Genomic DNA, 25,883 nt, shown 5'->3' with positions numbered 1-25,883 from the left:
GCCGGATGTCAAAAATCAAGATCCGCGTAATGGGCAGGCGGCGGGAAGCCCGACACCTGATCGGCCAGGATCGCGCGAAACGCCGGGCGGGATTTGATCTTGCTGTACCAATCCCGCACGTTTTCATTGCGGTTCCAATCCACGTCCGAAATGTAATCAAGCGCCGACAGGTGGGATGCCGCCGCAAAATCGGCCAGCGTCATTGCATCCCCGGCCAGCCAGCGACGCTGTTCCAAAAGCCACCCCATGTAATCGAGGTGATATTTGATCGCCTTCGCCCCGGCCTTGATCCGTGCGCTTTCGGGGTAACCTGCCCCCATCACCTTCTTGTTCACACGCTCGTACAGCAGATTTGCGGTCACTTCATTGTGGAACTTGTCATCAAACCAGCTGACCAGGCGGCGCACCTCGAACCGGCCTTCGGCGTCACCGGGCATCAAAGGCGGGGTTGGGTGCATTTCTTCAATATATTCGCAAATCGCCGCACTTTCCGTCAGCAGCTTGCCATCCATTTTCAGAACCGGCACCTTGCCTGCCGGATTGCGGCGCAGGAAATCTGTCTGTTTCTCCCAATACCGCTCCTCCACCAGCTCCACCTCAAGCTTCTTTTCCGCAAGCGACAGGCGCACTTTGCGGCAAAACGGGGAAAGGGGAACGTGGAACAGTCGGATCATGTCGGGTCGCGTGTCAGTTGAGATATGTTGCCCCCCGTATTGCCCGCTTTGGCCGAAGGGATCAATCCTCGAAACAATCCGCCCGCCCATCTCGGCGGATCGTGGCGGCCCCATCTGCAATGCGTGCTGCCCGTTTTTGAAGCGCGGTTGAGGGTCTTGAGGCCGATCTTTCTTTCGGATTGGGCAGAACCGCCGCAAGGCGCGCGGCCTGACGGGGGGTCAATTTGCCGGGCCCCACACCGAAGTAATGGCGGCTGGCGGCCTCAACCCCAAACACGCCTTCGTCAAATTCGACGACATTCAGATAAACCTCGATAATGCGCCGCTTGGTCCAAACAAGCTCCACAGCCGGGGTCAAAACCGCTTCCAACGCTTTGCGCGGCCAGGATCGACCCTGCCAGAGATATGTGTTCTTCACCACTTGCTGAGAGATCGTGGAGGCCCCGCGCGCAGCGCCATCGTCAAGGGCCGCGCGGATCGCCCCCATGTCAAACCCCCAATGTAGGCAGTAATTTGCATCCTCAGCCGCCACCACGGCGCGCGCCATGACAGGGGCAATTTCATCCATGTCCACCCATTGATGATCGACATATCCAAGGCGCATTTTCTCGGCAATCATGTAGGGCGTAGTGAAAGGATTCAGCACCGCATATGCGGCAACCGCCAGCGCCATGATCGCAAGAATGGCAAGCACAAACCGACGCAGCCAACGCCGCGCCCAGCGGATCGGATGAAACCCGGTGCTGGTTTTGGCTTTGCCTGTCTTGCCCTTGCGCGCCTTTTTGGCGGCGGGCTTTTTGCCTGTCTTGCTCTTTGCCACGGTGAATTTTCCCACAGGGCGCGCGGGGGGTCAATGATCGTGGGCGAAGTGATCAGCGATAGGTCGCAGCGGTGATGAATTCGGAAAATGCCTCACACCAGATCAACACGGTGTCGTAGTTGTCCAAATTCACATCATCGGGCATGTCCAAAATGAACCCTTCGAAGGTCTTCACCGGCCCAATCACCTGTGCCTGGTCTTTCACCGCAAGAAAACCGGCCTCATCAGTCACGAAATTCGGCACCAGATAGGCCATGTAATCGGGCCCCGGCGCAAGGGCGCCTTCGTGGATCAACCGGGTCGGTGTCAGGCTGATTTTACCTTCCCCCCAGTGAAACAGGTCACTGCCTGGCAGGTCACGCGTGAAACTGCCGGTATAAACGGCGTCCTGCGCCATCTCTTCCAGCATTGTGGCGTTGGGGGAAGGCGGTGCCGTCAGGATTGGCAGGACATAAATGCCCAGAGCAAAGCCAAGCCCCACAGCAATGCCATGGGTGATCAGCCAAAGAATGAAACGGCGCATGGGACCCTCCTGATTTGGTCATGGCAAGGCTAGGGCGGAACCGCCCCGCCGTCTATTGAGGAGTTCAGCAGGTGATTGTTTCAATAAGTTAAAACACAAAAGAAAAGACGCCCACCATGGCGGGCGCCTTTCTGAATTTGTGACGGCACTGGCTTACTCAGCCGGCACAGCCGCCGCTTCCAGCGACAAGGGTGCCGGGATCTTATCCAGCATCTCTTTCGGGCAAACCTGCAGGAAGTTGCCCTTTTCGATGTCCCAATGGCGCAGAATTTCAGCCGCCTTGGCCGATCCGGTTTCGGCCACATGGCGTTCAACCAGCTCTTTCAGTTCAGCTTCCCAATGGTCCACGGTCACCGGGCAGCTGACCAGGCTTTCCATATTCATCAGGTCAATCATTTCACCTTCCGGGTCATAGAGATAGGCCATACCCCCGGTCATGCCAGCCCCAAAGTTCGAGCCGATCGACCCCAGGATCACGGCCACACCGCCGGTCATGTATTCGCACCCGTTCGATCCGCACCCTTCGATCACCACCTTGGCGCCCGAGTTGCGCACGGCAAACCGTTCACCGGCACGGCCCGCCGCAAAGAGATACCCGTCGGTTGCGCCATAAAGCACGGTGTTGCCGATGATCGTGTTCTCGGATGCGACCAGCGGGCTGGCCATTGGCGGACGCACCACCACGGTGCCACCAGACAGACCCTTGCCCACATAGTCGTTGGCATCGCCCGACACTTCGATCTTCAGGCCCGGCGCCGCAAAGGCGCCCAGCGCCTGACCGGCAGACCCGGTCAGTTTCACGGTCAGGTGATCGGGTTGCAGATTGTTGCGCATGCCGAACTTCTGCACGATATGCGAAGACGTGCGGGTCCCCACGGTCCGGTGGGTGTTCTGCACGGCGTAAGACAGTTGCATCTTCTCGCCATCCTTCAGGAACCGCGCGGCATCGCGCACGATCTCGGCGTCCAGCGTGTCGGGCACCGGGTTGCGCGGGCGGTCCCGGTCATAGGAAATCCGGTCCGACCCATCCACGGTCAGCAGAAGCGGGTTCAGATCGAGGTCATCAAGATGCGCAGAGCCACGCGACACCTGCGACAGCAGGTCGGCCCGACCGATCACCTCGTCCAGCGACCGCGCGCCGATCGAGGCGAGGATCTCGCGCACTTCCTGCGCATAGAAGGTGATCAGGTTGACCACCTTGTCCGCCGACCCCGTGAACTTAGCGCGCAGGTCATCATCTTGTGTACAGACGCCCACCGGGCAGGTGTTCGACTGGCACTGACGCACCATGATACAGCCCATCGCAATCAGCGCTGCGGTGCCGATGCCGTATTCCTCGGCCCCCATCATCGCGGCCATCACAATGTCACGCCCGGTGCGCAGGCCCCCATCGGTGCGCAGGGTCACCCGGTCACGCAGGTTGTTCATGGCAAGCACCTGATGTGCCTCGGTCAGACCCATCTCCCACGGCAGACCCGCAAATTTGATCGAGGTCGCGGGCGAGGCCCCGGTGCCACCATTGTGACCCGAAATGAGGATGATATCCGCTTCGGCCTTCGCCACACCGGCGGCGATGGTGCCAACGCCCGACGAGGCCACCAGTTTCACTGTCACCTTACAATGCGGGTTGATCTGCTTGAGATCATAGATCAGCTGCGCCAGATCCTCGATCGAATAGATGTCGTGGTGCGGCGGCGGCGAGATCAGCGTCACGCCTTTGGTCGAATGGCGCAGCTTGGCGATCAGGTCGGTGACCTTCATGCCGGGCAGCTGGCCGCCCTCGCCGGGTTTCGCGCCCTGTGCCACTTTGATCTCAAGCTCTTCACAATGCAGCAGGTATTCGGCGGTCACGCCAAAACGACCTGATGCCACCTGTTTGATCTTGGCGGAGGCGTTGTCGCCATTGGGTTCGGGCGTGAAATCCTCGGGGCTTTCGCCGCCTTCACCCGAATCCGACTTGGCGCCGATGCGGTTCATCGCAATCGACAGGGTACGGTGCGCTTCGGGGCTGAGGGCGCCCAGCGACATGCCGGGGGTCACAAACCGTTTGCGGATCGCGGTGATGCTTTCCACTTCTTCAATCGGCACCGGGTTGCCCAGCGGCTTGATCGCCAAGAGGTCACGAAGGTGGATCGGCGGCATCGACTGCAGTCGCTTGGAATACTGCTGCCACATCGAATAGGACGCGCGGTCGCAGGCGTTTTGCAACAGGTGCATGCTCTGCGCTTCCCAGGCGTGGGTCTCGCCCGATTTGCGCGCCTTGTAGAAACCACCCACCGGCAGCACCTTATTGCCCGTGCCAAAGCCTGCAGAGTGCACCTCTTCCAGTTTCTTCTGGATGCCCGAGACACCGATACCCGAAATGCGGCTGATCATGCCGGGGAAATATTCCGCCACCATGGCGCGCGACAGACCCACGGCTTCGAAATTCAGGCCACCGCGGTAGGATGAGATCACCGAGATCCCCATCTTCGCCATGATCTTCAACAGACCCTGATCAATCGCCTCGCGATAGCGGCGCACCGCTTCGGTCAGCGAGCAATCCAGGAGGCCCCGGTCGATGCGATCAGCAAGCGAATCCTCGGCCAGATAGGCGTTGACCGTGGTGGCACCACAGCCCACCAGAACCGCGAAATAATGCGGATCAAGGCATTCGGCAGAGCGCACGTTCAGCGAGGTAAAGGTCCGCAGGCCTTTGCGCACCAGCCAGCTGTGAATGGCCGAGGTGGCCAGGATCATCGGCATGGCAATACGCTCTTCACTCTGCCCCTGATCGGTCAGAACAAGGTGGCCGGCCCCCGATTGGATCGACTCTTCGGCCTGGGCGCGGATGCCGGCCAGGGCGGCCTGCAGCGCACCGTCACCGCCATCCGCCGGGAAGGTACAGTCAATTTCGACCATCGGCGCTTCGAACGCCTTGATCATGGCACCAAATTGTTCGTTGCCCACAAAGGGGCTGTCGAGAACGATAATCTCGGTCTGGCCGCCATTTTCATCCAGCACGTTTTTCAGGTTCCCAAAGCGCGTCTTCAGCGACATGACGCGGAACTCGCGCAGGCTGTCGATTGGCGGGTTGGTCACCTGGCTGAAGTTTTGGCGGAAGAAATGGCTGAGCGGGCGGTATTTGGTCGACAGAACCGCCGAGGGGGTATCGTCGCCCATCGAGGCCAGCGATTCTTTTCCGTCTTCGGCCATCGGGGCGAGGATCTGTTCCAGCTCTTCCAGCGTATACCCCGCAGCCACCTGACGGCGGCGCAGCTCATCCCCGGAAAAGAGTGGCTTTTCCTCGATCCCGGACAGATCTTTTTCCAGATCGTGGATTTTACCAACCCAGTCCCCAAAGGGTTGGGCAGCCGCCATTTTGTCTTTGATTTCCGTGTCGTGATAGAGCTTCCCCTCGGCCATATCGACGGCCAGCAACTGACCCGGACCCAGCGCGCCCTTCTCGACCACCGAGGCCTCATCCGTGGGCACCATGCCCGCCTCAGAGCCCGCAATCAGCAGCCCGTCACCGGTCACAACATAGCGCATCGGGCGCAACCCGTTGCGGTCAAGACCCGCACAAACCCAGCGGCCATCGGTCATGGCAAGGGCGGCGGGGCCATCCCAGGGTTCCATCACCGAGTTGCAATAGGAATACATGTCTTTCCAGGCCTGCGGCAGATCAATCGCCTGCTTCGACCAGCTTTCGGGCACCAGCATGGTTTTCGCCATCGGCGCCGACCGGCCCGCGCGCACCAGCACTTCGAACACCGCATCCAGTGCGGCCGAGTCAGACGACCCACCCGGCACGATCGGCTTGATGTCTTCCGCCAGATCCCCGAAGGCAGACGAAGCCATGCGGATCTCATGCGACTTCATCCAGTTCATATTGCCCTTCAGCGTGTTGATCTCGCCGTTATGGGCCAACATGCGGAACGGCTGTGCCAGCCACCATTGCGGGAAGGTGTTGGTTGAATAGCGCTGGTGATAAATCGCGAAGGACGACTTAAACCGCTCATCCATCAGGTCCGGATAGAACACGGCCACCTGTTCGGCCAGCATCATACCTTTATAGATGATCGACCGGCACGACAGCGATGCGATGTAAAGTCCGGCAATATTGGCATTGGCGGCGGCTTTTTCGATCCGGCGACGGATCACATAAAGCTCGCGTTCAAAGGTTTCTTCATCCACACCTTTGGAATTCGAGATCATGATCTGCTCGATTTCCGGGCGGGTGGCGTTGGCCTTTTCACCCAGACAGGTGATGTCGACCGGCACGTGGCGCCAGCCGTAGATGTAATAGCCCATGCGCAGAATTTCGGTTTCCACGATGGTCCGGCACGCTTCCTGAGCGCCAAAATCCGTGCGCGGCAGAAAGACCTGACCCACGGCAATCAGTTGATTTTCGCGCGGCTCATGCCCGGTGCGACGCACTTGGTCGTAAAAGAAAGGCACCGGGATCTGAACATGGATACCAGCCCCATCGCCTGTTTTACCATCGGCATCCACCGCCCCGCGGTGCCAGATTGCCTTCAGCGCGTTGATGCCTGCTTCCACCACCTGACGAGAGGGATTGCCATCGGTGGCAACCACAAGGCCAACCCCACAAGAGCTGTGCTCGTCTTCTTCGCGATAGAGGCTGTGTTCCGACATATAGGCGCGCTTCGCTTCTTCGCGGGCCACCCAGTTTTCATCATATTTCGTCATCTTCTGTCTCCTCATCGGGCGTGGGCCGTGACGGCCCGGCATGCCCGGGATATGTCCTGATTATTCTGCGGCGAGCGCGGCTTTGGCGGCCAGGGTCTCGACGATATGCGCGCCAGCTTCGCGGCCATCGCGGATCGCCCAAACCACAAGGGACGCGCCACGCACAATGTCACCCACGGCCCAGACGCCATCCATGTCGGTCTGATGCGTGCCAAAGGCGGCCTTGACCGTACCCCAGCGGGTGACCGGCAGGTCCGGCTGATCCCAGAGGGTCGGCAGATCTTCGGGTTCAAAGCCCAGCGCCTTGATCACCAGATCGGCCTCTTCCGTGTAATCCGACCCTTCGATCACCTCGGGGCTGCGACGGCCTGAGGCATCCGGTGCGCCAAGGCGCATCTGCTGAACAACCACGCCAGATACCGGATCCCCGGTGAACCCTTTGGGGGCGGCAAGCCAGACAAATTCCACGCCTTCTTCCTCGGCGTTTTGTGTTTCACGCTGCGATCCGGGCATATTGGCGCGGTCGCGACGATAAAGACATTTGACCGAGGTTGCGCCCTGACGGATCGCGGTGCGCACACAGTCCATGGCGGTGTCACCGCCGCCGATCACGACGACTTTCTTACCCCTGGCATTCAGCTCGCCGCTTTCAAATTCGGCCACCGTGTCACCAAAATCGGTCTTGTTCGAACAGGTGAGATAGTCGATGGCCCGCACGATGCCTTTTGCACCCGACCCCGGCCCTTGCAGGTCGCGGGTTTTGTAAACGCCCGTGGCAATCAGCACAGCGTCATGTTGCGCGCGCAGATCTGCAAAACTGACGTCTTTGCCGATATCGGTGTTCAGCGTGAAGGTCACACCCGCGCGCTCCAGCAGCTCGACCCGGCGCATCACCACGTCTTTTTCCAGCTTGAAGCCGGGGATGCCATAGGTCAGCAACCCGCCCGCGCGGTCGTGACGGTCATAGATGGTGACAGCGTGGCCCGCGCGCACCAGCACATCAGCCGCGGCCATTCCCCCGGGGCCTGCGCCGATGATGGCAACGCTTTGACCGGAGGCAGGACCCACGGGGATGTCTTCGACCCAACCTTCTTCCCACGCGGTGTCGGTGATGTATTTTTCGACCGCGCCAATGGTGACGGTGCCATGGCCGGATTGTTCAATCACGCAGTTGCCTTCGCACAGGCGGTCTTGCGGGCAAATGCGGCCACAGATTTCCGGGAAGGTGTTGGTGGATTGCGACAGGGCGTAGGCCTCTTGCAGGCGACCGGTGGCGGTCATGCGCAGCCAATCGGGGATGTTGTTGTGCAGCGGACAATGCGACTGGCAATAGGGCACACCACATTGGCTGCAGCGGCTAGCCTGTTCGGCGGCCTTGGCGGCTGCGAACTCGGCATAGATTTCCTGAAAATCTTCTTTGCGGGTGTCGGCAGGCCGCTTTTCAGGCATATCGCGGTCGACACTCACAAATTTCAACATCGGCTGTTTGGCCATTCCTTGCTCTCCGTCACTCGAGCGTTTCATGAACGCATGGCTGGGAATGCCCTTTTATTTAAGCTCGGGAGAAATGAAAAGTCAGCACAGTTGACCTATATGTTGGTTTTTGAGGTTTTCTTGTGGGATTTTTTGCAAACTTAACGCGTTATTAGTCAGCGTTGCTGACTTTTCTTTCGCCAACCCCCTTCAAAACAACGCCATCCCCGGCAAATCCGCGAAGAACCGCCCTGCTTTCCGGAATTCCAAAATGAGTGATTCAGATTTGCAAAAAAACCCGGTAGCTTGCCGAAAACCATAATCCGCAGGCGCGCTTAATGTCACTGGCCCATCTTTTTCTTGTCGCGATCATTCAGGGAATCACTGAATTCCTGCCGGTTTCCTCTTCCGGGCACCTGGCCTTGCTGCCGATCCTGACCGGATACCCCGATCAGGGACAGGTGATTGATGTGGCCGTGCATCTGGGCACGCTGCTGGCCGTGGTCTTGTTCTTCTGGCGCGACGTGCGCATGGGGCTTGCGGGCATTCCACGCATGTTGACCGGCAAGATCGACACGCCCGGCGCGCGTCTCGCTTTTCTGTTGATGATCGCCACGATCCCCGCCGTACTGTTTGGTCTAATGCTGAAACTGACCGGGCTGGATGATGCGATGCGGTCCATCCGCGTGATCGCCTGGACCATGCTGATCTTCGGCATCGTGCTTTACGTGGTGGACCAGAAAGGTGCCGTGACCAAACGGGCCGGGGATTGGTCCGTCAAGGATGCGCTGATCATGGGCTTGTGGCAGGCGCTGGCGCTGATCCCCGGCACCTCGCGCTCTGGCGCAACGATCTCGGGGGCGCGGGCGCTGGGGTATGAACGGTCGGATGGGGCGAAGCTTGCCATGTTGATGTCGATCCCGACGATCTTTGCCTCGGGTGTACTTCTGGGGGGCGAGGTGATTGCCACCGCCAATGCGCAGGCCGCAATTGATGGCGCGATTGCCGCCGGGTTTTCCTTCGTTGCGGCCCTCTTGGCGCTCAGCCTGATGATGCGACTGCTGCGTTCGGTCAGCTTCACCCCCTACGTGATCTATCGCGTGGTGCTTGGCGTGGCACTGCTGGTCATCGCCTATAGCTGAGGCAACAAAAAAGGCGCGGTCGATGCCGCGCCTTTTGTCATTCCAGCGTCACCTTCAGGCGGGGCTGCCCTCAGGTCTTGAGGTTCTTGGCCGAGGCGGTGATATCAGCATATTCCCCCCCATCGCGAAAGCGCCACAGATAATCGGGCAGCATCGCATCCATCGGTTTGGGCGAGATCCCCAGGTCTTCAAAGGTCTTCGCCCCTTCATGCACCACAGTGTCAGAGCGCAGGCTGCGCACCTGATCACGGCTGAGAAGCGCGGGCACCAGACCGCCGGTCAGTTTTTGCACCATGTCAAAGAAGAACGCATTGATGCGGGCGATGCCGAAGGGAATGTTCACAATCCCACGGCGGCGCTGTACGTGGCGCAGCATCCGCTTCAGCAGATCGCGGAAGCTCTCCACCTCCGGTCCGCCCAATTCGTAAATTCCGGGCTCGGCCTGACCAAGCGCGCCTTTCTCGGCGGCGGCGGCCACGTCATCCACATGTACCGGCTGGAACAGGGTGTCCGCACCCACCACGGGGATCACCGGGCTCATCCGGGTCATATTGGCGAAACGATTGAAGAACTGATCTTCTTGACCAAAAATAATCGAGGGGCGCAGGATCACAGCGTTCGGGAAGGCCGCTTGCACCGCAGCATCACCGCGCGCCTTGGTGCGGCCATATTGGCTGAGCGCCTCTGGATCGGAGGCCAGGGACGAGACATGGACCAGCTGCCCCACGCCTTCTTCGGCAGCGATTTTCGCGATCCGTTCGGCAGCAACATCATGCACCTGGTGGAACGTGTTCTTGCCAACAGCCAACAAGACCCCCACGCAGTTCACAACCGCATCGGCCCCCTGCATGGCAGCCCGCACCGACGCATCGTCGCGCACATTGCACAGGATCGGCTCGACCTGACCAACAGCCCCATAGGGTTTGACGAACAGGGCTTCGTTCGGGCGACGCACCGCCACACGAACACGCCAACCTTGCTTGGCCATACGGCGCGCCACGTAACGTCCCACGAAACCGGAACCGCCATAAATGGTCACTAGCTTGGACATCGATGTCCTCCTTGCAAATCTCATGCGCACATCTCGCGCAAGGCTTATCGCATTTCTCGCGCAAATGCATAGCTTTCCCGGCCCAATTGAGCAAGGTGCAAAGCTTTTTCCAAGTTTCTCAAAATATCCGCTTGACGCCCCCTGCCCCACGCATTACATCGCCCCTCACCAACCGTGCCCAGATGGCGGAATTGGTAGACGCGCTAGCTTCAGGTGCTAGTGTCCGTATGGACGTGGAGGTTCGAGTCCTCTTCTGGGCACCATTTCCCCCCGAAATGGCAGACACAAAAAACCGCATAACGGTGATGTGCGCGCGGCGTGCTTGAGATGCGCGCCGGATAGGCTTGGCGCTCTGCGACCGCCACGCGCTCTTACGCCCTTCGGAAAGACTTGTCATTTTGCGCCGGACGGGCAAAGTTACCGCCACAGACCCATTTGGATCAGTTTGCCCTGTTTCGCAGGGAGTTGTGCAAAGGATATTATTGTGGCTTCGCCTTCCAAGAAGAACCTGGTCTTGATTAGTTTCGATGATGCTGTCGCCCTTTGGAAATACAAAACCCTGTTCGGCCAGCAATTGCAGACCCCGAATTTCGACCGGATCTGCGCGCAATCCACCGCCTTTCACAACGCCTATTGCCAGGCCCCGGTCTGCAGCCCGTCACGGGCCAGTTTCATGTCCGGCCTTTCTCCGCATCAGACCGGTGTGACCAGCTCTGACTCTCAGTATTTCAACAAGATTTCACCCAGCTCCATGTGGCCCTTTCGCCTGAAAGAAAACGGGTATTTCTGTTCATCGGGCGGCAAGGTGATGCGCGGCTATGTACCGCTTCCGGACGAGGTGCATCAGACGCTCTTTTCCGACGCCCCCAAGAAGTTCAGACTGGGGCCACCCAAGCGGAACTTCAAAGATCGGAAGATCCCGGGCCAGATCGAATATGGTGGTTATCGCGGCGGTCCGGCAACGATCGACGACAAATCCGACCGGGAGCTTTACGATCATCAGGTTGCCGATTCAGCGCTGGAGTTCTTTGAAACTTACGATGGCGACGCCCCCTTCTATCGCGAGGTCGGCTTTTCCGGTCCGCATGGCCCCTGGACCACACCCCGGCGCTTCAAGGACATGTACCCGCCTTGGAAGTTCAAAAAGCCCGCCGCGTGGAAAAATGGATTTTCCGATGCGGCTGCCATTGACGAGGTCGGCCCCAAAAACATCGACTCGCGGCATTACAGGTTCTGGGCGCGAAGCGTGCGCAACTATTTCTCTGCGGTAACCCATGTGGATCACCAACTGGGCCGGGTCTGGGATGCACTCAAGGCCTCCCGCCACGCCGACAATACGATTGTCATGATTGTTTCGGATCACGGATTGCACCTCGGAGAACGGGATCGGTTTCGAAAACATACGCTGTGGGAACAGGTGACAAATGTTCCGCTTGTCCTGCATGACCCGAAGCAACGCAAAGCCAAGGTGATCGAAGATCCGGTTGGGCTGATCGACGTGGGGCCAACGGTCATGGATTACCTGGACCTGCCACCGATAAAGGACTGCGTGGGACGTTCATTGCGCCCCTATGCCAAGGGCCGCAAGAAAGACAAGAATCGCGCGGTTCCCACCTTCCTGTTCGACAATTCCGCCATTCGCAAAGGCAAGTATCGCTATATCCGGTACCAGGACGGCAACACCGAACTTTTCGATCTGTCCGAAGATTGGTGGCAGACCCAGAACCTCGGCCCTGACCACCCGGATTATGACATGATGCGAAAAGCGCACCGGGAGTGTTGTCTGGACTACGGGTTGGACGTGGATGCGCTCGACAAAGAACTGGAAAGCACACCCGCCTAAAGCGCCGGGTCCCCCGGGCAACCACGGCTGCAAGATCGCTGCGCCACGGCAGAGCATCTAACCCATGCTCTCGCCTCTGCATCCGGGGAATCGCCGCGCAGCATCCGCGAGCAAAACAGGGGTCTAACGGGGGTTTCCAATCGGCACTCAGTGACCAGAAACACGAAAGCCGCGTCTTTCGACGCGGCTCGCAACACCTTGATAGGTAAGGTGAAAGTGGTGAGCCGTGAAGGATTCGAACCTTCGACCCACTGATTAAAAGTCAGTTGCTCTACCAACTGAGCTAACGGCCCACTCTGTGAGGGCGGGTTCTAGTGTTGTGGACAGAGGGGGTCAAGCGAAAAAACGCAGAAATTTCACGATCTCTGGCAAATCCTTTCTGAAAGGACTATATCGCGCGTCATGGAACATGGCTTCGACCTTCAAAACCTGCGCTTCATGAAATGGCATGGGGCGGGAAATGACTTCGTGATGATTGATTCACGGGGGCGGGAAGCCATTGTCACCCGCGATCTGGCCGCAGCTCTGGGCGATCGCAACCGGGGCGTTGGGTTTGACCAGCTGGCGGAGATCCGAAGCTCGGACCTGGCGGATATTGATCTGGACTTCTGGAATGCCGATGGATCGCGCGCGGGGGCCTGTGGCAACGCGACCCGCTGTGTGGCGCGTTACATGATGGATCAGACGGGTCAGACAGAGCTGACCATCCGTACCGCGCGCGGCATCCTTATGGCCCGGGCCGACGGGGATCAGGTGGCGGTGAATATGGGCCATCCGCAAACCGCGTGGGCAGATGTGCCCTTGGCGGAGGAGGTCGACACCGCCCATCTGCCGATTGACGGCGACCCGGCGGCGGTGGGCATGGGCAATCCGCATTGCGTGTTCTTTGTCGAAGACGCCGATCAGGTGGATGTGGCCGGGATCGGACCCAAGTTTGAACATCACCCGCTGTTTCCGCAACAGACCAATGTCGAATTCGCCACGGTCCGTTCCCCCGAAGAAATCAGGATGCGGGTGTGGGAACGCGGCACCGGGATCACGCTGGCCTGCGGGTCAGGGGCCTGTGCCACCGCTGTCGCCGCCCATCAGCGCGGGTTGACAGGGCCCAAGGTGCGGATGGAGCTGGATGGCGGCTGGCTGACGCTGGATATCCGCGAGGATGGCGTCTGGATGACCGGCCCCACCGCGTTTGTTTTTGAAGGCCAGCTGACGCCCGCCTTTCTGAAGGGTCTTTAATATGACCAGCAAACCGCCCGTCTTTGCGACCATGGGCTGTCGCCTGAACGCCTATGAAACCGAAGCCATGAAACGGCTGGCGGAGGATGCGGGTGTGGAAGGCGCGGTGGTGATCAACACCTGCGCAGTGACCGCCGAGGCCGTGCGAAAAGCGCGGCAGGAAATCCGCAAACTGCGCCGTGACAACCCCGAGGCCAAGCTGATCGTCACCGGCTGCGCGGCCCAGACCGAACCGGAAACCTTTGCCGCGATGGGCGAAGTGGACGCGGTGATTGGCAACAGCGAAAAGATGTCGCCCGAAACATGGGCAGGACTGGCGCCCGACCTGATCGGCGACACGGAACGCGTGCAGGTCAATGACATCATGTCGGTCACGGAAACCGCAAGCCACCTGATTGACGGGTTTGGCACGCGAAGCCGCGCTTATGTTCAGGTGCAAAACGGCTGTGACCACCGCTGCACGTTTTGCATCATCCCCTACGGCCGCGGTAACTCGCGGTCGGTGCCGGCCGGCGTTGTGGTGGATCAGATCAAACGCCTTGTGGACAAAGGGTTTAACGAGGTGGTTCTGACCGGCGTCGACCTGACCAGCTGGGGCGATGACCTGCCCGCCAAACCGCGCTTGGGCGATCTGGTGATGCGGATCCTGAAGCTGGTGCCGGACCTGCCGCGCCTGCGCATTTCGTCGATCGATTCGATCGAGGCGGATGAGAACCTGATGCAGGCGATCGCGACGGAACCCCGTCTGATGCCGCATCTGCACCTGTCGTTGCAGCATGGCGACGATCTGATCCTGAAACGGATGAAACGCCGTCACCTGCGCGACGATGCCATCGCCTTTGTCGAAGAGGCGCGCCGCCTGCGCCCCGACATCACCTTTGGCGCTGACATCATCGCGGGCTTCCCGACCGAGACCGAAGCGCAGTTTGAAAACTCGGTGAAGCTGGTGCGCGACTGCCACCTGACCTGGCTGCATGTCTTCCCCTATTCGAAACGTGACGGCACGCCGGCGGCAAAAATCCCGAACCAGGTGAATGGGACGGTGATCAAGGACCGCGCCGCCCGGTTGCGCGCCGCAGGGGACGCGGCGGTGCAGGACTATCTGACCTCGCAGCTGGGACAAACCCATAATATCCTTATGGAAAATCCTCATATGGGCCGCACCGAACATTTTGCCGAGGTAAAATTCAGCAGCCCACAAATTGAAGGGGCGATTGTCACGGCAATCCCGACAAACCACCTAGACGGGCAGCTTCTGGTCTGATCTTCTGTCCTCGGTTGTTTTCAAGATATTGATTCTGCACGAGGCCCCCAATGCATCCAAATCCCGCTTTCCGTCAGGTTGATGATGCGACCAGTCTGGCGTTTGCGCGCCAACGTGGTTTTGGCGTTTTGGGGGTGAATGGATCGGTCGGACCCATCATGATCCATGTGCCATTTCTGCTGAGTGATGATGGCAAGTTCGCCGAGTTTCATTTGGTGCGTTCGAATGAGATTTCGCGCCTTTTGTCCCAGCCGATCCCGGCCACCCTGTCGGTGAACGGGCCCGATGGGTATGTCTCGCCAGACTGGTACGGCGACGGCGGGCAGGTGCCGACCTGGAACTATGTCGCCGTGCATCTGCGCGGCCATGTCGAGGGGCTTCCGGATGAACGACTGCGGGATATCGTTGAACGTCAAACCGCTGATTTCGAAGGGAATATTGACGGCAAGGCCCCGTGGACGCTCGATAAAATGGACGAGGATGCACTATCCCGCATGATGCGCATGATCCGCCCGGCGCGTATGGCCATCGAACGCATAGAAAGCACCTGGAAACTGGGCCAGAACAAGACGGACCCCGCCCGCCTTGGGGCCGCAGAACAGCTGACGGGTGGCATGGGACACGAGCTGCAATCCCTTGCCGAGTTGATGCGCTCGCCGCCCGGGTAAGTGGACTTTTGCCCAGGAGTTCTTATATTTGAAGGCAGTAAACCAGACGGGAGGAACCGATGGCTTTGCCCCTTGCCCCAATCGCCGCCGTGGCACTGCGCTATGGAACCGTGGCTGTGGCCACTTATGCCATTGCACGCAAAATGGAACGCGGGCGCCGTGATCAGCGGGCCGAAGATGCGCTGGATGATGTACCCGAGGGGCTGACCGCACGGCGTGGCAATGGGCATGAACGCAACCAGGTCAATGCGACCGGACGTATGCGCCGGGTGTTCCGCCTGGGTACAAACGGGCCGGGCGTGGAAATCGACGCCATTTCCCTGACCCGGATCCGGTTTCGCAAAGTTTAAACTTTTTAAAGGTCCACAGCGCAAAACTTTAAACTCTTTAAGGGTCCAATCCGAAAACTTTAAAGTTTTTAAAGGCGCAGAATCAGAAGGCTGACCCCATGACTGCCCTGAAACTGATCTCTTCCCCCGCGTCGCCCTTTGCCCGCAAAGCCAAGGTGCTGCTTTTGGAAACCGGGCAGGAGGATGTGGAGGTGGTCGAAATCATGTCCTCGCCCACCGAACCACACCCAGAGCTGCGGGCGGCCAATCCCCTGTCGAAAATCCCGGCGCTGAAACGATCAGACGGAGGCACGCTTTATGACAGCCGGGTGGTGACCCGGTATCTGGATGCGCGATCCGGCGGCGGCTTGTATCCGGATGCCCGGATCTGGGATGTGTTGACGCTGGAGGCCACGGGCGATGCGATCATGGATGCGGGGGTTTTGATGGTCTATGAAAACCGCTGCCGCCCCGAAGACATGCAATTTGGCGGCTGGATGGATGCGCAATGGGGCAAGATCGAGGGCGCGCTGGACGCGCTGAACGACCGCTGGATGAGCCATCTGGCGGGGCCGGTTGACATGGGCCAGATCGCTGTGGGCTGCGCGCTGGGATATCTCGATTTTCGCCATGACGACCGCAACTGGCGCAAGGGGCGGGATGCGCTGGACGATTGGTTTGCGGTGTTTTCTCAACGCGACAGTTTCACGGCGACGAAACCGGGGTGAGATGGGCCCGCGACGCGCTGTCCGGGCTCAGGCTCTTTGAACTAAGATGCCACGAAAAAAGCCACCGATCACTCGGTGGCTTTTGTTGCTTCAGGACGGTGCAAGCGTCAGTTGAACTTCTTGATCTCACCCGACTTGAGGCGCGACAGATAGCTGTCGAGTTCGCGTTTCACGATCGGCATCAGGAAGTAGAGCGCGATGATGTTCACCACGGCCATCGCAAAGATCGCCGCATCCGAGAAGTCGATCACCGGGCCAAGGTTGGCCGATGCGCCGATCACCACGAAGATGCAGAAGATCACCTTGAACACGATCTCTTTCGTCTGGCCTTCGCCAAACAGGAAGGTCCAGGCCTTCAGGCCGTAATAGGACCAGCTGATCATGGTCGAGAAGGCAAACAGGATCACCGCGATCGCCAGAATGTATTTGAAGAACGGGAAGGCCGATGAGAACGCCGCCGAGGTCAGCGCCACGCCCGTGTTGCCATCCACGGTCTGAATGGTGCTGGCCCCTTCGTCCAACAGATACATACCGGTGGCCGGGTCGGTCACCAGTTGGCCAGTGATGATGATCACCAGCGCGGTCATGGTACAGATCACCACGGTGTCGATGAACGGTTCCAAAAGCGACACGAACCCTTCGGTGATCGGTTCCTTCGTGCGCACGGCCGAGTGGGCGATGGCAGCCGACCCAACCCCTGCTTCGTTCGAGAACGCGGCGCGTTTGAAGCCCTGGATCAGCGCGCCGACCATGCCACCCGCAACACCCAGACCGGTGAAGGCCCCTTCGAAGATCTGGCCAAAGGCCCAGCCGACCATATCGGCGTTCATCAGGATGATCACCAGTGCCGTCAGCACATAAAGGACCCCCATGAACGGCACGACTTTTTCGGTCACGCGCGCGATGGATTTCAAGCCGCCCACAATCACCGCGAACACGATGCCCGCGAAGATGACGCCGGTGATCCAGCCCGGGTAATCCCCGACCACATTGGCAATCTGCGCGTGGGCCTGGTTGGCCTGGAACATGTTGCCGCCGCCAAAGGCACCGAGGATACAGAAGACCGAAAACAGCACCGCCATGAATTTGCCCGCCGGGATGCCGCGTTCGGCAAAGCCTTTTGTCATGTAATACATCGGGCCACCGGACACGGTGCCGTCGGCGTATTCATTGCGGTATTTCACACCCAGCGTACATTCGGTGAATTTCGACGCCATGCCCATCAGACCCGCAAGGATCATCCAGAACGTGGCCCCCGGCCCGCCGATGCCCACCGCCACGGCCACGCCGGCGATATTGCCCAGGCCAACGGTGCCGGACAGCGCGGTGGCCAGCGCCTGGAAGTGGCTGACCTCGCCCGCGTCATCAGGGTCGGAATAATCGCCCTTCACCAGCGAGATCGAATGGGGGAAGGCGCGGAACTGAATGAACCCGAAATACAGCGTGAAGATGGTTGCGGCGATCACCAGCCAGGCCACGATCCACGGAAAGGACGTGCCGGGAAACGGGCTGAAGATGAAGCTGACGAACCAACCTGTCGCCCCGGCAAAGGCGTCGTTGATTTTTTCGTCCATGGATTGTGCCAGTGCGGGCATGGATGTGCCCAGCATGGCCGTCGCGGTCAGGGCCGCGGCCAATGTTGTCTTTTGCATTACTATCCCTGTTCTTTTTTTCTTATGGAACAATGGTCACCGGCACCGACGAGATCTGGGCCAGGCTACCGGCCACAGATCCGAACAGGCGAGATGACAGGCTTGAACTTGCGTTGCGTCCGACCACGATCTGCGTTGCGCCCTCTTCCGTGACGATCTTGCAGAGGGTTTCGGCGATATTGCCGTATTTCAGCGCGGTGGTGGCGGTGACGCCCCGCGATTCCAATAGCTTCATCACCGGGGCCAGAACGGCGGTTTCGGCGCGTTCCAGTTCTTCGGCACGCCGTTTGTGGCGCTCTTCCAACTCGCTGGGGGTCAAAAACGAATAGGGTGACCATTCCAGCACATGGGCTACAACGATGCTGCCCCCCTGTGCATTTGCCAGATCGACGGCGAAATCCAGCGTTGCGGTGTCGCCGCCGCTGCCGTCGAAACCGACCACAATCTTGTTGGACATATTCTTCCTCCCTTGGGTGTTAAACCTCTGTTATGCAACCATAGCGCAAATCCGCAGTTTTCGAAACTCTGCGCCCGACGTTGCGCCAGTCTGCCCAGATATGCGGGTTTGTCGGCGCCATGAGCGCCTTTTGCGAATATTTACAGATAAAAACCGACATGCAGATCAGGGCAGGTCGAAACGACCATGCTTTGGGGGCGGGTGGCGCCGGTTTGACGGGGGTGCTAGGGGCGGCGGCGAACGGTTGGGGCCAATGCCACCCTGCGACTCACGTGACGGATCGTCGCGCGCATTTGAGGCAAATCATGGTGGGCAGACGCAATTTTTTACAGAATCACCCATGAATTTTCACATGTTCGCGCCAACAGCGTGGGCTGGGTATGGTTTCAGGGCGTCAATGCCTTGAAAAGCCGCTCCTGCGCTCTAATGACTTCTGGACTGGCGCGCCATCCTTGGCTAAACAGCCGCGAAGCAGGCCGCATTTTTGCGGTCTCATGTCGTGTTGGTCGCACGAATTGCGGCCCAGCTAAGGAGATGCGCACGTGTCACACGCCGACGACCACGAAGGAACCCGCCGGGATTTCCTTTATTATGCGACCGGTGGCGCCGCAGCCGTAACGGCCGGTGCAGCGGTTTGGCCCCTCGTCAACCAAATGAACCCCTCTGCTGATGTCCGGGCGCTGAGCTCGATCCGCGTCGATATCGCCGACGTGGCTGTTGGCAGCCAGATCACCGTGAAATGGCTTGGCAAGCCGGTGTTCATCCGCCGCCGCACCGCAGAAGAGATTGAACAGGCGCGCGCCGACAATGACGCGTCGAACCTGATCGATGCTTTTGCCCGCAACGAAAACCGCGACCCGGCCCTGTCGGCGGACGACCAGAACCGCGCGATGGACGAAGCTGGCGAATGGCTGGTGATGATGGGTGTGTGTACCCACCTGGGCTGTGTGCCGTTGGGTGATGGCGCTGGTGAATTTGGCGGCTGGTATTGCCCCTGCCACGGCTCGCACTACGACACGTCCGGCCGTATCCGCAAAGGTCCGGCCCCTGAAAACCTTCCGGTTCCGCCCGCGGAATTCGTTGAAGAAACCGTTATCAAACTTGGCTAAGGAGGCGTAAATGTCCGGAATTCCTCACGACCATTACGAACCCAAGTCGGGTTTCGAGCAATGGATGCACAAGCGCCTGCCGATCATCGGCCTGGCCTATGACACCCTGATGATCCCCACCCCGAAGAACCTGAACTGGTGGTGGATCTGGGGCATCGTTCTGACCTTCTGCCTTGTTTTGCAGATCGTCACCGGCATCATCCTGGTGATGCATTACACCCCGCATGTTGACCTGGCCTTTGCCAGCGTGGAACACATCATGCGAAACGTGAACGGCGGGCATATGCTCCGCTATATCCACATGAACGGCGCGTCGCTGTTCTTTGTGGCCGTTTACATCCACATCTTCCGTGGCCTGTTCTACGGGTCCTACAAGGCACCCCGCGAAATCACGTGGATCATCGGTATGCTGATCTACCTTATGATGATGGGCACCGCCTTTATGGGCTATGTTCTGCCCTGGGGTCAGATGTCGTTCTGGGGCGCGACCGTTATCACCGGTCTCTTTGGTGCGATCCCGTGGATTGGTGAACCGATCCAGACCCTGCTGTTGGGCGGCCCGGCCGTGGACAACGCCACGCTGAACCGCTTCTTCTCGCTGCACTATCTGCTGCCCTTCGTGATTGCCGCGCTTGTTGGTCTGCACATCTGGGCCTTCCACAACACCGGCAACAACAACCCGACCGGCGTTGACGTGCGCACCGGGTCGAAGGAAGAAGCCGAGAAAGACACCCTGCCGTTCTGGCCCTATTTCGTGATCAAGGATCTCGTGGGTCTGGGTATGGTTCTGATCGTGTTCTTCGCCATTGTCGGCTTCATGCCGAACTATCTTGGCCACCCGGACAACTATATCGAAGCGAACCCGCTGGTCACGCCCGCACATATCGTGCCGGAATGGTACTTCCTGCCGTTCTACGCGATCCTGCGTGCCTTCACCTCTGAGGTTTGGGCCGTGCAATTCGTCAGCTTCATCACCGGCGGCATTGTGGACGCAAAGTTCTTCGGCGTGCTGGCCATGTTCGGCGCCATCGCCGTGATGGCCCTGGCCCCGTGGCTCGACACCTCGTCGGTCCGTTCGGGTCAATATCGCCCGGCGTTCAAATGGTGGTATCGCCTGCTTCTGGTCGACTTCTTCGTCCTAATGTGGGTTGGCGCCCGTGACACGAACTTCCCGCATGACTGGATTTCGCTGATCGGCTCCACCTATTGGTTCGCATACTTCCTGGTCATCCTGCCGCTTCTGGGCCTGTTCGAAAAACCGAGCACCCCGCCGGCGACCATCGAGGAAGATTTTAACGCCCATTATCCCGGCGCAGCCGAGTGAGAGGATCGAGAACAATGATCAAGAAACTCACAGCAACCGCTATCCTGGCATTGGGCCTCACCACTGGTGTGGCTCAGGCCGCCGGGGGTGGCGAGCAGCATATCGAAGACGTGGCCTTCTCGTTTGAAGGGCCGTTTGGCACCTATGACAAGGAACAGCTGCGTCGCGGTCTGAAGGTCTACACCGAGATCTGTTCGGCCTGTCACGGCCTTCAGTACGTGCCGCTGCGCACCCTGTCGGAACCCGGCGGGCCGGAATACACCGAAGATGAAGTGCGCGCCTATGCGGCCGAAAACTTCACCATCTATGACCCGGAACTGGATGATGACCGCCCGCGCAAGCCGGCAGATCACTTCCCGACCGTGACGGGTGATGGCATGGGTCCGGACCTCAGCCTGATGGCAAAGGCCCGCGCTGGTTTCCACGGCCCGGCAGGCACTGGTATCAACCAGCTTGTCCGCGGCATGGGTGGCGCTGAATACATCTATAGCTTCCTGACCGGCTTTAACGGCAAGGAAGAAGAAGTGGCTGGCAACATCCTGAACGGCAACGACGCCTTTGCCGGTGGATGGACCTCGATGCCGCCGCAGCTGGAAGATGGCTCGGTCGACTATGACGACGGTCACAACAACTCGGCCCATCATCTGGCCGAAGATGTGTCGGCCTTCCTGATGTGGACCGCGGAACCGAAGATGATGGCCCGCAAGCAATCCGGCTTTGTCGCCGTGCTGCTGCTGGTCGTGCTGACCTCGCTTCTCTATCTGACCAACAAGAAACTCTGGGCCCCGCATAAGGGCAAGAAACTGGACCTGTAAACGCAGGATCAGACGAGTTTAAGAAGGGCGCCTTCCGGGGCGCCCTTTTCATTTGTGGGTATCCCCCGGCATCACGCATTTGGCTTCGGGGAATGCTTCCCCACACACAATGTCACAGGCGACCCATATTGCAGGGGCGCTGCCCCTCGCTTTGGAAAAGCTCACCCCGGGATACTTGCGGACCAAAGATGCCCCACCCCCGCACCCTCTATCTTTGGTCCTCAAATATCCTGGGGTGAGGACACGCTCAACGAGCGAGGCCGAGGGGCAAAGCCCCTGATCCGCCGCTTAACCTGGCCAGTTGGCGATCACGTCATACCCTTTGGGCGTGGGCGTGGCCTCCAGGTAATCGGCAAATTGATCCCAGGCGGCCTGCACCGCTTCGGCATTTGCATCCGACGTTTCCTTGTTGTCCACCAGTGCCACCACATAGCCGGATCCATCCTCGTTCATCACATTGATGAACTGCACCATGCCGGGCATCGCCATAATCTGCGATTTCATGGCGTTCAGCTTTTCGGTCGCAGCCTCCCGCGTGCCGGCTTTCATTTTATACTCCGTGACACGTGAAAACATCACGTTCTCCCTTATGTGTATTGGCCGGGTCCACGCCCGCGAATTCAGATATTGAAAACAGAATGACCACGGGCAAGTCGCCGGTGTTCAGCGCTTTTCCCCAGCCGGGTTGCATCAACAGTTTTGAAATCTTTAAAGCAGCAGTGGCCCGCCGGGCGCAGGTCGCTTAGGGGGCCTGAAAGGGCGGATGATAGCACAATTGTGGGATTCTCTCAAAAACGCAGGCGCGCGCCCCGCGGGTCATGCCCCCAGATAATCGCGCAACTCCTCGGGTGGATTGGAAAAAATCTCATCCGTTGCGACCGGGGGACGGGCACGCCCATCGGCCACCAGCACCACCTGATCGCAAAGGACACGCGCGTCCTGCGGGTCGTGGCTGACCATCAAAAGCGTCGTGCCGGTTTCCTCCAGCAGCCCGCGCAACAGCACGAGCATATCGGATTTCAGCGCCGGTCCCAGCGCGCTGAACGGTTCGTCGAGCAACAGCAGCGGGCGGTCGCGCAACAGCACCCGGGCCAGCGCCACGCGGGCGATCTGACCGCCGGACAACTGCGCGGGTTTGCGCGCGCCCAGGCCCTCCAGCCCAACCCTGCTGAGCGCCTGATCCACGCGGGATTTTTCATCCGCCGAGAGTTTCAGATCGGGCCGCACTCCCAACCCGACATTTTGCGCGACCGTCAGGTGGGGAAACAGGTTGTTGTCCTGGAACACCATGCTGATCGGGCGCGCGGCGGGGGTCACGGCCATGCGCTGGCCTCGCCAAGACACCTGCCCTTGGGCCAGCGTTTGAAACCCGGCAATTGCGGCGAGCAGCGTGGACTTCCCCGCCCCGGAGGGGCCAAGCACCGCCGCCCGAGCGCCTTTTGGCACGGTCAGGTCGGCAGACAACTGGAAATCCCCCAAATCAATGAGCGCGTTCTCAAGTATCAGCATCCGCGCGGCCTCCGCGATCAAAAATCCAGAAAAGAAAAAGCGACAGGCCCAGCAGCAGCACCGCCGCAGCGGCGGCATCGGCCATGCGATAGGCACCCATCAGACGATAAAGTTGCAGGGGCAGTGTGGCAATCTCGGGGTCGGCAAACATCGCGATCACGCCAAGGTCGCCCATCGACAGCGCCGCCGCCAGCCCCAGTGCAAAGCCGATCGGGCGCTTGAGGCGCGGCAACCACAGAAGGCGCAGCCGTGCGAACCCGGTCAGGCCCAACCCATCGGCAAGCGAGCCAAAGTCGCGTTCAATCCCGGCCAGCGCGGGGGTAAGGATGCGCAGCGCAAAGGGCAGCGCCATCGCGGCATTGACCAAAGCTGTGACCGGCAGGGCCAGATCAGAGGGGCGCAGGAAGGGGAAGATCACAATGAACAGCCCCGTGCCAATCACCAGGGGCGAGGCGGCGATGGTCAGATAGCCGATGCCTTCGACAAGCCCCGATCCACGCCGCACAGCCAGTGCGGCGATGGGCAAGGTGAGCAGGAGTGTCAGGGCCGCGGATGAAAGCGCCACGGCAAGCGAGCGCGCGGCGGCGGCCCAGACGCTGTGGGGCAGCGACAGAATGCCCGGCACCCCGTTCATCACGATCATCGACAAGGGCAGGATCAGGAACAGGGCGGCGAGCGTGATCGCCACCGTGTCGAACGCGCGTTGCCAGACCCGATGCCGCCCGACCCCGTCCCAACGCGTCACGGCACGGTCCAGCCCCACGCCCATGTCTTGCGGAATGGCGACGCGAAAGGCGAGGACGGCGGCAATTGCCCCCAGCGCAAACTGCACCAGCGCCAGTTTAGATGCGCGGCCAAGGTCAAAATCGTAACGGAAGGCTTCATAAATCGCGAGCTCTACCGTGGTCGCCTTTGGCCCGCCGCCCAGCGCCAGCGCCACGGCGAAAGAAGTGAGGCAAATGAGGAAGATCACAAGGAACGCGCCGGGGATCACCTCGCGCAGCATCGGGCGTTCCAGCGTGCGGAAAATGTCGCGCGGGGACAAGCCAAGGGAGGCTGCGAGGCGGAAGCGTTCTGACGGAATGGCAAGCCAACCTTGCAGGATCAGCCGGGTCGCGAGCGGCAGGTTGAAGAACACATGGGCGAGGATCACGCCGTGGTAGCCATAGATAGAAACAGGCTCTAACCCGGCCCAAATCAGGGTCTGTGACAAGATGCCTTTGCGGCCAAAGACCGAGATCAGACCGATCACGGCGACCATCACCGGCAGGATGAAAGGTGCTCCCAGCAGGGTGATCAGCGCCGCACGACCGGGGAACTGACGGCGGGCCAGTGCGCGGGCGACGGGGATGGCAAGGAGGATCGAGAGGGCCGCCGAAAGGGCCGCCTGCCAGAGGGTGAAGCGGATCGCGGCCCAGTCGCGCGACAAAAGCAACGGGCCGCCCGTGCCACCTTCTGCCCGAAGCGCCACCACGCCCAGCGTGCCAAGCGTCAGGCAGACCACCACCCCCAAGGCGATCAGCCCGAGGGTGGTGGTGCGATTTATGCGGCTTACTGCGCGGATACCGCCAGCCATTCTTCAAGGGCAGCGTCGCGCACCATCTCGGCTTTGTCAGCCGGGATCAGCAGCGATTTACCCGGTTTGGCGAGGGTTTCAAACCCGTCGGGCAGACCGCCTGCCGGGGTCACCGCCGGGTACATCCAGTTGGTGGTCGGGATGATCGACTGGAACGCGTCAGAGGCGACAAATGCCAGGAATTTGTCGGCCAGTTCCGGCTGGTCGGTGCCAGCGATCTTGCCTGCCACTTCGACCTGCAGATAATTGCCTTCGTCGAACGCAATGGCGGCTTTGCTGTCATCTTCTTCGGCGATCAGGTGATAGGCAGGCGAGGTGGTGTAAGACAGCACCATGTCGGCCTCGCCTTCCAGGAACATGCCGTAGGCTTCGGACCAGCCTTTGGTCACGGTCACGATCTGGTCGTTCAGCCCGGCCCATACGTCCGGGGCCTTGTCGCCATAGACGTCTTTCACCCACATCAGCAGGCCCAGACCGGGGGTCGAGCTGCGCGGATCCTGAATGACGATTTTCAGGTCGGAGTTTGCCAGTTCATCAAAGGATTTCGGCGGGTTGGTGACTTTGGTCTTGTCATAGACAAAGGCGAAATAGCCCCAGTCATAGGGGATGAAGGTGGTGTCGGTCCATTCCACCGGCAGCGCCCAATTGGCACTGACGTTATGATCGGCGAAAAGCCCGGTGGCTTTTGCGGCGGCGGTCAGGTTGGTGTCCAGACCCAGCACAACGTCGGCCTCGGTCCGCGCGCCTTCGAGCTTGAGGCGCGACAAGAGTTCGGCCCCATCACCCACGGCCACAAATTGCAGGTCACAGCCGCACTCTGCCTCAAACGCTTTTTCCACCGCCGGGCCGGGGCCCCAGTCGGATGTGAAGCTGTCATAGGTATAGACGGTGAGGGTTTCAGCATGTGCAGCGCCGGCAATCAGCAATGCACCTGCAACAAGGGAAGTTCTTTTCATATCATCCTCCAATGGCGGCGGCCAAGTATCGTACGGTGTCTG

At 59.9% G+C, this 25,883-nt stretch carries 22 protein-coding genes and 2 tRNA genes; 11 read left to right on the top strand and 13 right to left on the bottom strand.

The window, feature by feature from the left end:
- Positions 1 to 8: 8 nt before the first annotated feature.
- From ACP15V_RS11015 to ACP15V_RS10995, 5 genes are all read right to left on the bottom strand, one after another.
- Positions 9 to 674: a glutathione S-transferase family protein gene (locus ACP15V_RS11015; protein ID WP_424943726.1), complete on the bottom strand. Its 666-nt coding sequence runs from the start codon at positions 672 to 674 to the stop codon at positions 9 to 11.
- Between the two features lie 61 nt (positions 675 to 735).
- On the bottom strand, positions 736 to 1,494 hold the full coding sequence (gene mtgA / locus ACP15V_RS11010; RefSeq protein WP_424943725.1) for a monofunctional biosynthetic peptidoglycan transglycosylase: 759 nt from the start codon (positions 1,492 to 1,494) through the stop codon (positions 736 to 738).
- A gap of 52 nt (positions 1,495 to 1,546) precedes the next feature.
- Complete coding sequence (locus ACP15V_RS11005; protein WP_424943724.1) at positions 1,547 to 2,017, bottom strand: DM13 domain-containing protein; 471 nt, start codon at positions 2,015 to 2,017, stop codon at positions 1,547 to 1,549.
- 153 nt (positions 2,018 to 2,170) lie between these two features.
- Complete coding sequence (gltB, locus tag ACP15V_RS11000) at positions 2,171 to 6,709, bottom strand: glutamate synthase large subunit (RefSeq protein WP_424943723.1); 4,539 nt, start codon at positions 6,707 to 6,709, stop codon at positions 2,171 to 2,173.
- 60 nt (positions 6,710 to 6,769) lie between these two features.
- Entirely contained in the window at positions 6,770 to 8,203 is a 1,434-nt protein-coding gene (locus ACP15V_RS10995) for an NAD(P)-dependent oxidoreductase (protein ID WP_424943722.1), read from the bottom strand.
- A 317-nt stretch (positions 8,204 to 8,520) separates the two neighbouring features.
- On the opposite strand from ACP15V_RS10995, the gene ACP15V_RS10990 reads away from it, so the two are divergent.
- Positions 8,521 to 9,324 carry an undecaprenyl-diphosphate phosphatase gene (locus ACP15V_RS10990; protein WP_424943721.1) on the top strand — a complete coding sequence of 268 codons (804 nt, stop codon included), beginning with the start codon at positions 8,521 to 8,523 and terminating at the stop codon, positions 9,322 to 9,324.
- A 70-nt stretch (positions 9,325 to 9,394) separates the two neighbouring features.
- Here ACP15V_RS10990 and ACP15V_RS10985 read toward each other — a convergent pair whose 3' ends face one another.
- A complete protein-coding gene (locus ACP15V_RS10985; RefSeq protein ID WP_424943720.1) occupies positions 9,395 to 10,375 on the bottom strand; it encodes a complex I NDUFA9 subunit family protein in 981 nt (326 codons plus the stop codon).
- Positions 10,376 to 10,551: 176 nt separating this feature from the next.
- Here ACP15V_RS10985 and ACP15V_RS10980 point away from each other — a divergent pair.
- Positions 10,552 to 10,638, top strand: a tRNA-Leu gene (locus ACP15V_RS10980).
- A gap of 221 nt (positions 10,639 to 10,859) precedes the next feature.
- Positions 10,860 to 12,218 (top strand): sulfatase-like hydrolase/transferase, encoded by a 1,359-nt coding sequence (locus ACP15V_RS10975; RefSeq protein WP_424943719.1) that lies wholly within the window; start codon positions 10,860 to 10,862, stop codon positions 12,216 to 12,218.
- 217 nt (positions 12,219 to 12,435) lie between these two features.
- Here ACP15V_RS10975 and ACP15V_RS10970 read toward each other — a convergent pair.
- Positions 12,436 to 12,511 (bottom strand) — tRNA-Lys (locus ACP15V_RS10970).
- A gap of 109 nt (positions 12,512 to 12,620) precedes the next feature.
- Between ACP15V_RS10970 and dapF the strand changes: the two genes are divergently transcribed.
- The 5 genes from dapF (at position 12,621) to ACP15V_RS10945 (ending at position 16,443) form a co-directional block, all read left to right on the top strand.
- Positions 12,621 to 13,454 (top strand): diaminopimelate epimerase, encoded by an 834-nt coding sequence (gene dapF / locus ACP15V_RS10965; RefSeq protein ID WP_424943718.1) that lies wholly within the window; start codon positions 12,621 to 12,623, stop codon positions 13,452 to 13,454.
- 1 nt (position 13,455) lies between these two features.
- A complete protein-coding gene (gene mtaB / locus ACP15V_RS10960) occupies positions 13,456 to 14,718 on the top strand; it encodes a tRNA (N(6)-L-threonylcarbamoyladenosine(37)-C(2))-methylthiotransferase MtaB (RefSeq protein WP_424943717.1) in 1,263 nt (420 codons plus the stop codon).
- Positions 14,719 to 14,768: 50 nt separating this feature from the next.
- A complete protein-coding gene (locus ACP15V_RS10955) occupies positions 14,769 to 15,386 on the top strand; it encodes an FMN-binding negative transcriptional regulator (RefSeq protein WP_424943716.1) in 618 nt (205 codons plus the stop codon).
- Positions 15,387 to 15,445: 59 nt separating this feature from the next.
- The gene (locus ACP15V_RS10950; RefSeq protein ID WP_424943715.1) at positions 15,446 to 15,736 is read left to right on the top strand and encodes a hypothetical protein; all 291 of its coding nucleotides are present in this window, start codon (positions 15,446 to 15,448) and stop codon (positions 15,734 to 15,736) included.
- Between the two features lie 107 nt (positions 15,737 to 15,843).
- Entirely contained in the window at positions 15,844 to 16,443 is a 600-nt protein-coding gene (locus ACP15V_RS10945) for a glutathione S-transferase family protein (RefSeq protein ID WP_424943862.1), read from the top strand.
- A 107-nt stretch (positions 16,444 to 16,550) separates the two neighbouring features.
- On the opposite strand, the gene ACP15V_RS10940 is transcribed toward ACP15V_RS10945, so the two are convergent.
- Together ACP15V_RS10940 and ACP15V_RS10935 are read right to left on the bottom strand one after the other, a co-directional pair.
- A complete protein-coding gene (locus ACP15V_RS10940; RefSeq protein ID WP_424943714.1) occupies positions 16,551 to 18,095 on the bottom strand; it encodes an alanine/glycine:cation symporter family protein in 1,545 nt (514 codons plus the stop codon).
- A gap of 22 nt (positions 18,096 to 18,117) precedes the next feature.
- Positions 18,118 to 18,552 carry a universal stress protein gene (locus ACP15V_RS10935; protein ID WP_424943713.1) on the bottom strand — a complete coding sequence of 145 codons (435 nt, stop codon included), beginning with the start codon at positions 18,550 to 18,552 and terminating at the stop codon, positions 18,118 to 18,120.
- 542 nt (positions 18,553 to 19,094) lie between these two features.
- Here ACP15V_RS10935 and petA point away from each other — a divergent pair.
- From petA to ACP15V_RS10920, 3 genes are read left to right on the top strand one after another with little or no spacing between them, the layout of a single operon-like run.
- On the top strand, positions 19,095 to 19,661 hold the full coding sequence (gene petA / locus ACP15V_RS10930) for a ubiquinol-cytochrome c reductase iron-sulfur subunit (RefSeq protein ID WP_424943712.1): 567 nt from the start codon (positions 19,095 to 19,097) through the stop codon (positions 19,659 to 19,661).
- 10 nt (positions 19,662 to 19,671) lie between these two features.
- A complete protein-coding gene (gene petB / locus ACP15V_RS10925; protein WP_424943711.1) occupies positions 19,672 to 20,985 on the top strand; it encodes a cytochrome b in 1,314 nt (437 codons plus the stop codon).
- Positions 20,986 to 20,999: 14 nt separating this feature from the next.
- On the top strand, positions 21,000 to 21,800 hold the full coding sequence (locus tag ACP15V_RS10920; RefSeq protein WP_424943710.1) for a cytochrome c1: 801 nt from the start codon (positions 21,000 to 21,002) through the stop codon (positions 21,798 to 21,800).
- 288 nt (positions 21,801 to 22,088) lie between these two features.
- Here the strand turns inward: ACP15V_RS10920 and ACP15V_RS10915 are convergent, their stop codons facing one another.
- The 4 genes from ACP15V_RS10915 to thiB form a co-directional block, all read right to left on the bottom strand.
- Complete coding sequence (locus tag ACP15V_RS10915; protein ID WP_424943709.1) at positions 22,089 to 22,376, bottom strand: hypothetical protein; 288 nt, start codon at positions 22,374 to 22,376, stop codon at positions 22,089 to 22,091.
- A 240-nt stretch (positions 22,377 to 22,616) separates the two neighbouring features.
- Positions 22,617 to 23,309, bottom strand: coding sequence for an ATP-binding cassette domain-containing protein (locus tag ACP15V_RS10910; RefSeq protein ID WP_424943708.1), 693 nt, complete (start codon positions 23,307 to 23,309; stop codon positions 22,617 to 22,619).
- Positions 23,296 to 24,885, bottom strand: a complete 1,590-nt coding sequence (locus ACP15V_RS10905) for a thiamine/thiamine pyrophosphate ABC transporter permease ThiP (protein ID WP_424943707.1) — start codon at positions 24,883 to 24,885, stop codon at positions 23,296 to 23,298. Before ACP15V_RS10905 ends, ACP15V_RS10910 begins: the two co-directional genes overlap by 14 nt.
- The gene (gene thiB, locus ACP15V_RS10900; RefSeq protein ID WP_424943706.1) at positions 24,861 to 25,841 is read right to left on the bottom strand and encodes a thiamine ABC transporter substrate binding subunit; all 981 of its coding nucleotides are present in this window, start codon (positions 25,839 to 25,841) and stop codon (positions 24,861 to 24,863) included. The genes ACP15V_RS10905 and thiB overlap by 25 nt, the downstream gene beginning before the upstream one ends.
- Positions 25,842 to 25,883: the final 42 nt, after the last annotated feature.

Source organism: Aliiroseovarius crassostreae, from assembly GCF_049803815.1.
GTDB lineage: Bacteria > Pseudomonadota > Alphaproteobacteria > Rhodobacterales > Rhodobacteraceae > Aliiroseovarius > Aliiroseovarius crassostreae_A.
This window is presented reverse-complemented; position numbering and strand designations above follow the sequence as displayed.

What these genes read in the sequence shown, in the direction of transcription:
- ACP15V_RS10920 (WP_424943710.1), top strand. Translation starts at nt 21,000, where the DNA reads ATGATCAAGAAACTCACAGCAACCGCTATCCTGGCATTGGGCCTCACC.
- ACP15V_RS10955 (WP_424943716.1), top strand. Translation starts at nt 14,769, where the DNA reads ATGCATCCAAATCCCGCTTTCCGTCAGGTTGATGATGCGACCAGTCTG.
- ACP15V_RS10915 (WP_424943709.1), bottom strand. Translation starts at nt 22,376, where the DNA reads ATGTTTTCACGTGTCACGGAGTATAAAATGAAAGCCGGCACGCGGGAG.
- mtaB (WP_424943717.1), top strand. Translation starts at nt 13,456, where the DNA reads ATGACCAGCAAACCGCCCGTCTTTGCGACCATGGGCTGTCGCCTGAAC.
- ACP15V_RS10995 (WP_424943722.1), bottom strand. Translation starts at nt 8,203, where the DNA reads ATGGCCAAACAGCCGATGTTGAAATTTGTGAGTGTCGACCGCGATATG.
- ACP15V_RS10905 (WP_424943707.1), bottom strand. Translation starts at nt 24,885, where the DNA reads ATGGCTGGCGGTATCCGCGCAGTAAGCCGCATAAATCGCACCACCACC.
- dapF (WP_424943718.1), top strand. Translation starts at nt 12,621, where the DNA reads ATGGAACATGGCTTCGACCTTCAAAACCTGCGCTTCATGAAATGGCAT.
- ACP15V_RS11015 (WP_424943726.1), bottom strand. Translation starts at nt 674, where the DNA reads ATGATCCGACTGTTCCACGTTCCCCTTTCCCCGTTTTGCCGCAAAGTG.
- thiB (WP_424943706.1), bottom strand. Translation starts at nt 25,841, where the DNA reads ATGAAAAGAACTTCCCTTGTTGCAGGTGCATTGCTGATTGCCGGCGCT.
- ACP15V_RS10910 (WP_424943708.1), bottom strand. Translation starts at nt 23,309, where the DNA reads ATGCTGATACTTGAGAACGCGCTCATTGATTTGGGGGATTTCCAGTTG.
- ACP15V_RS10940 (WP_424943714.1), bottom strand. Translation starts at nt 18,095, where the DNA reads ATGCAAAAGACAACATTGGCCGCGGCCCTGACCGCGACGGCCATGCTG.
- petB (WP_424943711.1), top strand. Translation starts at nt 19,672, where the DNA reads ATGTCCGGAATTCCTCACGACCATTACGAACCCAAGTCGGGTTTCGAG.
- gltB (WP_424943723.1), bottom strand. Translation starts at nt 6,709, where the DNA reads ATGACGAAATATGATGAAAACTGGGTGGCCCGCGAAGAAGCGAAGCGC.
- ACP15V_RS10935 (WP_424943713.1), bottom strand. Translation starts at nt 18,552, where the DNA reads ATGTCCAACAAGATTGTGGTCGGTTTCGACGGCAGCGGCGGCGACACC.
- ACP15V_RS10950 (WP_424943715.1), top strand. Translation starts at nt 15,446, where the DNA reads ATGGCTTTGCCCCTTGCCCCAATCGCCGCCGTGGCACTGCGCTATGGA.
- ACP15V_RS10985 (WP_424943720.1), bottom strand. Translation starts at nt 10,375, where the DNA reads ATGTCCAAGCTAGTGACCATTTATGGCGGTTCCGGTTTCGTGGGACGT.
- ACP15V_RS11005 (WP_424943724.1), bottom strand. Translation starts at nt 2,017, where the DNA reads ATGCGCCGTTTCATTCTTTGGCTGATCACCCATGGCATTGCTGTGGGG.
- ACP15V_RS10990 (WP_424943721.1), top strand. Translation starts at nt 8,521, where the DNA reads ATGTCACTGGCCCATCTTTTTCTTGTCGCGATCATTCAGGGAATCACT.